A 9,474-nucleotide genomic window follows, 5' to 3' on the forward strand; every position below is an offset into this window, starting at 1 on the left:
GTCCACTGGTGGAACCATCATCGCATTCACGGTAGTCTCGATTACCAAACACCTATGGTTAAGCGAGTTATCGCTTAACAAAAACACTTTATAAAAATTGTACAGAAAAGGGGTGACTTTTCAGATGATTGTCTTAAATAGCTGAGGTTTTGTGGTAGGCAATCGTCCTCTTCTCATATTAGGAATTCTCCTTTTTTCTTATTTTGCTCCCACATCTAATGCAAGGCCATAGAAAATTAAACAACAAACTCCTCAAGATGCTCAAAATTTGCTATAATAGAGGGCAAACGAAAAATAAGGATTTTGTATGACTATTGAAGATTTGAAAAAACGTCAGGAGAAGATTCGGAACTTCTCCATCATTGCCCACATTGACCACGGTAAGTCAACACTGGCTGACCGGATTTTAGAGAAGACCGAGACGGTTTCCAGCCGTGAGATGCAGGCCCAGCTCCTTGATAGCATGGATTTGGAGCGTGAGCGGGGTATTACCATCAAACTCAACGCTGTCCAGCTGAACTACACTGCTAAAGATGGTGAGACCTACACCTTTCATTTGATTGATACACCCGGGCACGTGGACTTTACCTATGAAGTCTCTCGTTCCTTGGCGGCCTGTGAGGGGGCGATTTTGGTCGTGGATGCGGCACAGGGAATTGAAGCACAGACTCTTGCTAATGTTTACTTGGCCTTGGATAATGATCTGGAAATCCTGCCCATTATCAACAAGATTGACCTGCCTGCGGCAGATCCTGAGCGGGTGCGTGGGGAGATTGAGGATGTCATCGGTCTGGACGCTTCTGAAGCTGTCTTGGCTTCTGCCAAGGCGGGTATCGGTATCGAGGAAATCTTGGAGCAAATCGTTGAAAAAGTTCCAGCGCCAACTGGCGATGTGACCGCCCCGCTTCAAGCCTTGATTTTTGACTCCGTCTATGACCCTTACCGTGGGGTTATCTTGCAGGTACGGGTGGTCAATGGTATGGTCAAGCCGGGCGACACCATCCAGCTCATGAGCAATGGCAAGACCTTTGACGTGACTGAAGTCGGTATCTTCACCCCTAAAGCGGTCGGTCGAGAGGTTCTGGCAACTGGTGATGTTGGCTATATCGCAGCTTCTATCAAGACCGTGGCAGACACCCGGGTCGGCGATACCGTAACTCTAGCTAGTCAGCCAGCAGCAGAGCCCTTGGCAGGTTATAAGCAGATGAACCCCATGGTCTTTGCAGGGATTTACCCGATTGAGTCCAACAAATACAACGACCTCCGTGAGGCTTTGGAGAAACTCCAGCTCAATGATGCCAGTCTGCAATTTGAACCAGAAACATCGCAAGCACTTGGTTTTGGCTTCCGCTGTGGTTTCTTGGGGCTACTTCACATGGATGTTATTCAAGAGCGATTGGAGCGGGAATTTAACATTGACCTGATCATGACCGCACCGTCGGTGGTCTACCATGTCAACACGACAGACGGTGAGATGATTGAAGTGGCAAACCCATCTGAGTTTCCAGACCCGACCCGTGTCCAATCCATCGAAGAGCCGTATGTCAAGGCCCAAATCATGGTGCCCCAGGAATATGTCGGGGCTGTCATGGAGCTGGCACAACGCAAGCGTGGCGACTTCGTCACCATGGACTACATTGACGACAACCGTGTCAATGTCATCTATCAGATTCCGCTGGCAGAGATTGTCTTTGACTTCTTTGACAAGCTCAAATCGTCCACTCGTGGTTATGCCAGCTTTGACTATGAGATTTCCGAGTATCGTACCTCTAAGCTGGTCAAGATGGATATTCTTCTCAATGGCGACAAGGTCGATGCCCTCAGCTTTATTGTCCACAAGGAATTTGCCTACGAACGTGGGAAAATCATCGTGGAAAAGCTCAAGAAAATCATCCCACGCCAGCAGTTTGAAGTGCCGATTCAAGCGGCTATCGGTCAGAAAATCGTGGCTCGTAGCGACATCAAGGCCCTGCGTAAGAATGTCCTTGCTAAGTGTTATGGCGGTGACGTGTCCCGTAAACGCAAGCTTCTTGAGAAACAAAAGGCCGGTAAGAAGCGCATGAAGGCGATTGGCTCGGTCGAAGTCCCACAAGAAGCTTTCCTCAGCGTCCTGTCTATGGATGAGGAAAACAAATGAGGTTTGTTTTCTCTAGTTGCCTAAAAACTGGAGAGTGACTCGAAGAACTCGTCGTAATCTCTAATACATCGCCCCTCAAGTCAGCCGTGCCTTTGCCCTTACAGAAAAACAATAGCAATAACAGGAGGATACCTCATGGGAGAACGCTTAAACAGACTAGTTTTGCAAACAACCGAGAAGCCACAAGCTATCTTTGACCGCCTAGTGACGGAGGTAAACGCTGATCTGGTGGAAGTTGTCAAACATGACCTTGGAAGTCAACAGGTCGTGCTCGCCGTCTTTGAAAAGTTCTATTTTCGAGTCGAGAGTTATGTGAGTGTTACCTTACACCTGACATCCTCTGCGGGCTGGGTTGTGGCAGATGTTATTGGCTCAGGTGGCGGAGGCGGTTTTCTCAACATCTCTTGGGGAGCCAATAGTGACTTTGCCTCATTGTTCACAGACGCTTTGAGAAAGCAAGGCTTTGAGTGGTTGAATACAGAAAAATAGAAAAGGAGGTTAGGGCAATAGTCCTAGCCTCCTAATTTATCAGGCGTTATCCAACTGCTGGACACAATTTAATGAGTTCGATTGACTATTATCTCCTCCCATCTCCATTATTTAGAAAAATATCGAAATAATGCTGGACAGATACATCCGAAAGTGCTATACTCTATTTAGAAATACTTCTAAATAGAAAGCAGGAGGTCATGATGGGCTTATCAGAAACACTTAAAGCACTCGCAGCGCCTATTCGTCGACAGATACTGGACAGCTTAAAAGCGGGACCAAAGTCTGCTGGTGAGATTAGTGAGCTCTTTGATGTGACAGGGGCAACTGTCTCTCATCATTTAACAGTCTTGAAAAAGGCAGGGCTGATTTTAGAAGAGCGAGAAAAAACATACATCTACTACCGCCTCAATGTGACGGTTTTTGAGGAAGTCTTGGTGTGGATTGCTGGATTTGGAGGAAAAGAACATGATGAACGTGATTAAGAAAATTGATTGGACAGTTGTCGCTATTGGGTTAGGGTTGTGCTTGCTGCCCTTGGTCTTGGGGCAGGTCTTTTGGGCGGATTTACCAGATAAATTCGCCACACACGTCTCTTTGGATGGGCAGGTCAATGGTGTGACCGATAAGAGCTGGATTTTACTGGGGCAACCGCTCCTTTTGGCAGGTATCTATCTGGTGCTGTCTATCATCTTGGGCAGTCTTGGCATCGGGGAGCAGCCTGTCATCAGAGCTTTTAAGTTGGGAAGTGCTCTGCTGATCACCATCTTGCAGACCGCTCTGCTATTTTTCAACCTTGGCTGGGACATAGACATGAGAAAAGTAGCGGTCCTCATCGTCGCCATCGGCTGGCTCTTAGTGGGCAACTACAGTACAAAAGAAGGGCCGCATCAGCAGAAAAAGCTAGAACAAACAGCAGTGTCCCTTATCCTCCGCAAACAAACCTCTTATCTCTTTGTCAGAGCGGGTCTAGTCTTGCTACTCAGTCTGCTCTTTCCTATCCAACTTTCTTTTGTGCTTTTATTGTTAGTGACTTTTGGGGCAATTTGTTGGTTCATTTATGCCAGTTCCCTTAGCCATAGCCTTAAGAAGTAAGATACTGCTGAACATCGAAAAATCAACCAGTGTCACAACTATAGCACTCAGGCTGCCTCAGCCTAAGGCTTTGACATTTCTCTTGGTCAATCGTTTCTTGCCATTCATCTATGTCCACTAGCTGAGCAAGTCAGTCTACTTTTCTTTCGGGTATTGAAGAAAATAAGATGTTTTTCACAAATTTTTGAGAAAAAAATATCAGAATATGCTATACTAGAGAGGTAAAAAATATTTAAGGAGTTTATCCAAAATGGCTAAATTAACTGTTAAAGATGTTGAGCTTAAGGGCAAAAAAGTCCTCGTTCGTGTGGACTTCAATGTGCCTTTGAAAGATGGCGTGATTACAAATGACAACCGTATCACTGCCGCTCTTCCAACTATCAAGTATATCCTTGAGCAAGGCGGACGTGCCATCCTCTTCTCTCACCTTGGTCGTGTCAAAGAAGAAACGGACAAAGAAGGCAAATCATTGGCACCAGTTGCTAAGGCACTTGGTGAAAAACTGGGTCAAGAGGTTATCTTCCCAGGTGCTACTCGTGGTGAAGCCTTGGAAGCAGCTATCAATGCTTTGGAAGATGGTCAAGTGCTCTTGGTCGAAAATACTCGTTTTGAAGATGTGGACGGCAAGAAAGAATCTAAAAACGACCCTGAACTTGGTCAATACTGGGCATCACTTGGTGATGGCATCTTTGTAAACGATGCTTTCGGTACAGCTCACCGTGCGCATGCTTCAAACGTTGGTATTTCTGCTAACGTTGAAAAGGCTGTTGCTGGCTTTCTCTTGGAAAACGAAATTGCCTACATCCAAGAAGCGGTTGAAAGCCCAGTTCGTCCATTTGTCGCAATCCTTGGTGGTTCAAAAGTATCTGACAAGATCGGCGTGATTGAAAACTTGCTAGAAAAAGCAGACAAGGTCCTTATCGGTGGCGGTATGACCTACACCTTCTACAAGGCACAAGGCATTGAAATCGGTAACTCATTGGTCGAAGAAGACAAACTTGATGTTGCTAAGGCCCTTCTTGAAAAAGCCAACGGTAAACTCATCTTGCCAGTTGACTCGAAAGAAGCCAACGCCTTTGCAGGTTACGATGTGGTGCGTGACACCGAAGGCGAAGCTGTTTCAGAAGGTTTCCTTGGACTCGACATCGGTCCTAAGTCTATTGCGAAGTTTGAAGCTGAGCTTGAAGGTGCGAAAACAGTCGTTTGGAACGGTCCTATGGGTGTCTTTGAAAACCCTGACTTCCAAGCAGGTACCATCGGTGTCATGGACGCTATCGTGAAGCAACCAGAAGTGAAATCCATCATCGGTGGTGGTGACTCAGCAGCAGCAGCCATCAACCTTGGTCGTGCAGATAAGTTCTCATGGATTAGTACGGGCGGCGGTGCCTCAATGGAGCTTTTGGAAGGTAAAGTTCTTCCAGGTTTGTCAGCATTGACTGAAAAATAAGTAACCACATATTCGCGACGAAAAGAGATGTGTAAACAGCTCTTTTCTAGTGCCATCCCTAGATGTTCTCCGATACGGAGTGAGGTTAGAACATCAGGGTAGGTAAAGGTAAAGTATTGCCAGGTCTTTCTGCTTTGACAGAAAAATAAGATTTAGTTCGTTTATCTCGACAAAATCCTGATTTTGTCGAAAAAAGAGCAACATCGAAATATTAACAAAAGGGTGGTTAAACCACCCTTTTGAGTTAGTGAAAATAGTTGCGACGCGGTCGTGGTGCATCAATGGAACTCTTGAAAGGTACAGTTCTTCCAGGTTTGTCAGCATTACTGAAAAATAATTTTGTGATGAAAAACCTTGGTTCCCCAAGGTTTTTTGAATAGCCATAGCTGTTCTCCGAAATGACGTGAGGTCATCAAGTCTCAGGCAAGTAATTGGTAAATACAAAAAAGGCGCTGGTATAGCGTCTTTTTCTGTGAAAAATCTAGGAAATTTGTATCCAGGAAACAAATCTAAAGGCTCTAGTCAAAAAAGTTGAAAAACTGACGGTTATAAGTGACAATATTTTTTTATTTTGATTGCCATTAATTCTCATTATTGGTCAAACTAATGGTATCTTCTTGAGAAATTATTGTATTATCTAGAAACATAATATCGATTTCATCTTCTTCTGTATCTAAGAATAGCTGAATTTCTGCATTCAAACTTAAAATTTCACCAATAAGAATTCGTCATCTCTTAAGTTCCTCCAATTCTGAGTATGGAACTCTCAACACAGGCAAACCACTTACTAAATTCTGTCGTATATCACTAATAGATTTTTGTGTATATAATCTTATCAGTTTAATCAAAGCAACCTGGTTTTCTAACGGTAAAACTTTCAATAATACTACATGCATATCCAGTTATATCAACTTACTATCAAGATTTTATTTGTCTCAGATTAGAACCCAAGCTTCGTCAGAAGACCATCTCACCCTACCCAAAGTTGATTCAATACATCTGATAAAATAGGAACATTGATCAGCAGAGAGATAATCGGATTGCTCGTTAACAGGCTCTGCACTTGGTCAAACGGTACCGTAGCAAACAGACGAAGAGCCATTGACCAAAACACCACAGTCATAAAAACAGATAACGCACCGCTAATCATATTAAATCGAGTTGTATCTAACTTCCAAAGCGGAAAAAAATAAAGAAAAACAGCTAGTAAGCGTAGGACAAAATAGCTGGCTAGTGTCAACGCTAAAAAAGCAGTACCTGCGTAAAACACCTTGTCCATTTCAAAGATACTGACCTGAGGAAAATAGGTTAGCACTTTTTCTTCGACAGCCTGTGTATAGGGAACCCAAAAAGTTAAGAGCCCTGCTAGAGGCTTGTAATACGTCTTCGCAACAAGTATTGATACTACCAGAGCTATTAAGAGGTAGGTTTGCTTGACCAGACCTCTGCTATAACCCAGGTAAAACTGCCAAGCCAAGGCTATTATCATCAGTAAAGTTATCATTGGCTATCCTCAAATAGGCTAGTTTGATTCGTGGATTGTTCAGAAGCATAGCGTAAACGATCCAATTCAGCAGCCAACTCAGCCATCTCTTTCTCCCGACCCAACTGGACAGACAGGGTGTTGATGGCTAATAGCAGAGCAAGCGTCTCGTCATCTGCTTTTGGCAGTTTTGACTTGATGGCATCATATTTTTCCCTCGCAAGACGCTCTACCTCTTCCATATAAAGATTATCTTTATCAGTGGTTAAGGTTAGGGTTTTCTGCCCAAAAGTGAATTTGTATCGGTTTTTGGTCATCTCTTTCTCCTAGCTTAATTTGTCTAAAATCCCAGTCATATCTGTTCGCAGTTGGTTAAAAGTAACCTGCATCTCCTGGCGGCTTTGGTTATTCTTGATCGTAACAACCTCTGTGTCAACCTCTGTGTCTCCGAGGGTCAAAATCAACTTAGCACCAAGGCTGTCCGCTGATTTAAACTGAGCCTTAAGCTTACGGCCAAGGACATCTCGCTCGGCTGAGAAGCCTTGCTTGCGAATGGTCTGTACCAGCTCCAAAGCTTTGCTATTGGCCGCAGCCCCTAACACCGCGATATAAACATCCAGGCGAGGCGTCATATCAGGCAGCAAATCTTGCTTGTCCAGAATCAGCAGCAGACGCTCCATACCAAGACCAAAGCCAAAGGCTGGCGTGGCAGGACCACCGAAATACTCGACCAAGCCATCGTAACGACCACCCGCACAGACAGTCAACTCATTGCCCTCCAGCGGGGTGATAAATTCAAAAATAGTATGGTTGTAGTAATCAAGCCCTCGTACCATCTTGGTATCAATGACATAAGGGATGCCAAGTGCTTCCAGCATTTCCCGAACGGCATCAAAGTGAGCCTGGCTATCCTCATCCAGATAGTCTAGGATAGATGGCGCTTTTTCCACAGCCAACTTGTCCTCTTTCTCCTTGCTGTCCAGTACCCGTAGAGGATTTTCTGCCAAACGGCGCTGGCTATCCTTGGACAGCTGGTCTTTGAGGGGGGTTAGGTAGTCAATCAGGGCTTGGCGATAGGCTGCCCGACTAGCTGGTGTCCCCAGTGTATTCAGGTGCAAGGTGACATTGGCAATGCCCAGTTTAGTAAAAAGATGATAGGCCATAGCGATGGTTTCTACATCGGTAGCAGGATTGCTAGAACCAAAGGCCTCTACCCCAATCTGGTGGAACTGGCGAAGTCGTCCTGCCTGCGGCCGCTCATAGCGAAACATGGGACCCATATAGTAAAGTTTGACGGGCTTTTGCACTTCTGGGGCAAAGAGCTTGTTTTCTACATACGAGCGGACAACAGGAGCTGTCCCTTCTGGGCGAAGCGTGATATGACGATCGCCCTTGTCATAGAAATCATACATTTCCTTGGTCACGATGTCGGTCGTATCCCCAACGGAGCGACTGATAACCTCGTAATGCTCAAACATGGGTGTGCGGATTTCAGCGTAATTGTACTGGGCAAAAAGCTCTCGTACCAAACCTTCCACATACTGCCATCGAGCACTTTCTTTAGATAAAATGTCTTGGGTTCCTTTTGGTTTTTGAAGTAACATATTTCATTCCTTTGCTATTCTGTTCCTTCTATTGTACCATAAATGATGTGTATTTTTCTAAAAATTAAAGCTCTTTACAAGTTAAGTGGCTCTATAATTTCTGTAGTGGGTAAATCCACCATGGAGATTATAGAGCCTTTTGAGTGTAGAAAAAAAGTTTCATATGACCTACAATGAAAAGTGCTTAAACAACTCATTAGAAAGACACATATGGAACAGTTCAATTTTATCACAAACCTACTCGGAATTAAAGACCCTAATATCACTATTTTGGAGGTTGTGGAGGCTGGGAGTCACAAAGAGGTCATCGCTAAACTTGATTACCCTGCTCCAAAATGCCAACATTGCCAGGGACAAGATTGTCAATGCCCTGTAACTGCCCTACTCTAACGCCAAGATTGAAGCAACCAACAACATCATCAAGGTTATTAAGCGCAACGCCTTTGGTTTCAGAAACTTTGAAAAGACAAAACTCGCATTTTCATTGCCATAAACATAAAACGAGAGAAGACAAGAACTGTCCTCTCTCGGTGTTAAGTGGGTCAACCCACTACAGTTGACAAAGAGCCATTTTTTGGCAACTTGAAAAAGAGCAATAGAAAAGATAAAACAAAAGACAAGGCTTAGAAATCTTGTCTTTTCAACTACATTAAGCTATACCGGCGGCCGGGGTCGAACCGGCACATCCGTGAGGACACTGGATTTTGAGTCCAGCGCGTCTGCCAATTCCGCCACGCCGGCTTAATGATGAACTGGGGTAGCTGGATTCGAACCAACGAGTGACGGAGTCAAAGTCCGTTGCCTTACCGCTTGGCTATACCCCAATAAGAAATAGGCGAGTGAGGGGAATCGAACCCCCGAATGCCAGAGCCACAATCTGGTGCGTTAACCACTTCGCCACACCCGCCATAGGTGCTTACACGGGCAGTAGGAATTGAACCCACACTGAAGGTTTTGGAGACCTTAGTTCTACCTTTAAACTATGCCCGTAAAAGGATGGAGAGAGAGGGATTCGAACCCCCGAACCCGAAGGAGCGGATTTACAGTCCGCCGCGTTTAGCCTCTTCGCTATCTCTCCGAGATTTTTAATTGTAATGGCGCGAGACGGAATCGAACCGCCGACACATGGAGCTTCAATCCATTGCTCTACCAACTGAGCTACCGAGCCTTATTGCGGGAGCAGGATTTGAACCTACGACCTTCGGGTTATGAGCCCGAC

9 protein-coding genes, 6 tRNA genes and 1 pseudogene are annotated in these 9,474 nt (G+C 45.0%); 6 read left to right on the forward strand and 10 right to left on the reverse strand.

Annotated elements, in window-relative coordinates; all coding sequences use genetic code 11:
- The first annotated feature begins 307 nt into the window (after positions 1 to 307).
- From lepA to pgk, 5 genes are all read left to right on the forward strand, one after another.
- On the forward strand, positions 308 to 2,137 hold the full coding sequence (gene lepA, locus ACERC5_RS09175) for a translation elongation factor 4 (RefSeq protein WP_373660615.1): 1,830 nt from the start codon (positions 308 to 310) through the stop codon (positions 2,135 to 2,137).
- 135 nt (positions 2,138 to 2,272) lie between these two features.
- Positions 2,273 to 2,626 carry a DUF6054 family protein gene (locus tag ACERC5_RS09180; RefSeq protein WP_373660616.1) on the forward strand — a complete coding sequence of 118 codons (354 nt, stop codon included), beginning with the start codon at positions 2,273 to 2,275 and terminating at the stop codon, positions 2,624 to 2,626.
- 203 nt (positions 2,627 to 2,829) lie between these two features.
- Positions 2,830 to 3,111 carry an autorepressor SdpR family transcription factor gene (locus ACERC5_RS09185; RefSeq protein WP_373660617.1) on the forward strand — a complete coding sequence of 94 codons (282 nt, stop codon included), beginning with the start codon at positions 2,830 to 2,832 and terminating at the stop codon, positions 3,109 to 3,111.
- Positions 3,095 to 3,721, forward strand: coding sequence for a DUF1648 domain-containing protein (locus ACERC5_RS09190; protein WP_373660618.1), 627 nt, complete (start codon positions 3,095 to 3,097; stop codon positions 3,719 to 3,721). The genes ACERC5_RS09185 and ACERC5_RS09190 overlap by 17 nt, the downstream gene beginning before the upstream one ends.
- A gap of 250 nt (positions 3,722 to 3,971) precedes the next feature.
- On the forward strand, positions 3,972 to 5,168 hold the full coding sequence (pgk, locus tag ACERC5_RS09195; protein ID WP_373659586.1) for a phosphoglycerate kinase: 1,197 nt from the start codon (positions 3,972 to 3,974) through the stop codon (positions 5,166 to 5,168).
- A 93-nt stretch (positions 5,169 to 5,261) separates the two neighbouring features.
- Here pgk and ACERC5_RS09200 read toward each other — a convergent pair whose 3' ends face one another.
- The 4 genes from ACERC5_RS09200 to hisS form a co-directional block, all read right to left on the reverse strand.
- Positions 5,262 to 5,552: a hypothetical protein gene (locus ACERC5_RS09200; protein WP_373659587.1), complete on the reverse strand. Its 291-nt coding sequence runs from the start codon at positions 5,550 to 5,552 to the stop codon at positions 5,262 to 5,264.
- A 586-nt stretch (positions 5,553 to 6,138) separates the two neighbouring features.
- Positions 6,139 to 6,672 (reverse strand): CvpA family protein, encoded by a 534-nt coding sequence (locus ACERC5_RS09205; RefSeq protein WP_373659588.1) that lies wholly within the window; start codon positions 6,670 to 6,672, stop codon positions 6,139 to 6,141.
- On the reverse strand, positions 6,669 to 6,968 hold the full coding sequence (gene zapA / locus ACERC5_RS09210; protein WP_018368495.1) for a cell division protein ZapA: 300 nt from the start codon (positions 6,966 to 6,968) through the stop codon (positions 6,669 to 6,671). Before zapA ends, ACERC5_RS09205 begins: the two co-directional genes overlap by 4 nt.
- A 9-nt stretch (positions 6,969 to 6,977) precedes the next feature.
- Positions 6,978 to 8,255 (reverse strand): histidine--tRNA ligase, encoded by a 1,278-nt coding sequence (gene hisS, locus ACERC5_RS09215; RefSeq protein WP_373659589.1) that lies wholly within the window; start codon positions 8,253 to 8,255, stop codon positions 6,978 to 6,980.
- Between the two features lie 349 nt (positions 8,256 to 8,604).
- On the opposite strand from hisS, the pseudogene ACERC5_RS09220 reads away from it, so the two are divergent.
- Positions 8,605 to 8,792: pseudogene (locus ACERC5_RS09220) on the forward strand (transposase); the annotation flags it as partial.
- Between the two features lie 120 nt (positions 8,793 to 8,912).
- Here ACERC5_RS09220 and ACERC5_RS09225 read toward each other — a convergent pair.
- The 6 genes from ACERC5_RS09225 to ACERC5_RS09250 all read right to left on the reverse strand — a co-directional run bounded on the left by ACERC5_RS09225 (position 8,913) and on the right by ACERC5_RS09250 (position 9,423).
- Positions 8,913 to 8,996 (reverse strand) — tRNA-Leu (locus ACERC5_RS09225).
- A gap of 11 nt (positions 8,997 to 9,007) precedes the next feature.
- Positions 9,008 to 9,079 (reverse strand) — tRNA-Gln (locus ACERC5_RS09230).
- Positions 9,080 to 9,089: 10 nt separating this feature from the next.
- A tRNA-His gene (locus ACERC5_RS09235) sits at positions 9,090 to 9,162 on the reverse strand.
- Between the two features lie 12 nt (positions 9,163 to 9,174).
- Positions 9,175 to 9,245, reverse strand: a tRNA-Trp gene (locus ACERC5_RS09240).
- 7 nt (positions 9,246 to 9,252) lie between these two features.
- Positions 9,253 to 9,333, reverse strand: a tRNA-Tyr gene (locus ACERC5_RS09245).
- Between the two features lie 17 nt (positions 9,334 to 9,350).
- Positions 9,351 to 9,423: transfer RNA gene (locus tag ACERC5_RS09250), tRNA-Phe, on the reverse strand.
- Between the last annotated feature and the right edge of the window lie 51 nt (positions 9,424 to 9,474).

This window comes from Streptococcus sp. E24BD, assembly GCF_041807825.1.
Lineage (GTDB): Bacteria > Bacillota > Bacilli > Lactobacillales > Streptococcaceae > Streptococcus > Streptococcus entericus.

Excerpts from the sequence above, each read along its gene's own strand:
- lepA (WP_373660615.1), top strand. The coding sequence starts at position 308 with ATGACTATTGAAGATTTGAAAAAACGTCAGGAGAAGATTCGGAACTTC.
- ACERC5_RS09180 (WP_373660616.1), top strand. The coding sequence starts at position 2,273 with ATGGGAGAACGCTTAAACAGACTAGTTTTGCAAACAACCGAGAAGCCA.
- ACERC5_RS09185 (WP_373660617.1), top strand. The coding sequence starts at position 2,830 with ATGGGCTTATCAGAAACACTTAAAGCACTCGCAGCGCCTATTCGTCGA.
- ACERC5_RS09190 (WP_373660618.1), top strand. The coding sequence starts at position 3,095 with ATGATGAACGTGATTAAGAAAATTGATTGGACAGTTGTCGCTATTGGG.
- pgk (WP_373659586.1), top strand. The coding sequence starts at position 3,972 with ATGGCTAAATTAACTGTTAAAGATGTTGAGCTTAAGGGCAAAAAAGTC.
- ACERC5_RS09200 (WP_373659587.1), bottom strand. The coding sequence starts at position 5,552 with ATGGCTATTCAAAAAACCTTGGGGAACCAAGGTTTTTCATCACAAAAT.
- ACERC5_RS09205 (WP_373659588.1), bottom strand. The coding sequence starts at position 6,672 with ATGATAACTTTACTGATGATAATAGCCTTGGCTTGGCAGTTTTACCTG.
- zapA (WP_018368495.1), bottom strand. The coding sequence starts at position 6,968 with ATGACCAAAAACCGATACAAATTCACTTTTGGGCAGAAAACCCTAACC.
- hisS (WP_373659589.1), bottom strand. The coding sequence starts at position 8,255 with ATGTTACTTCAAAAACCAAAAGGAACCCAAGACATTTTATCTAAAGAA.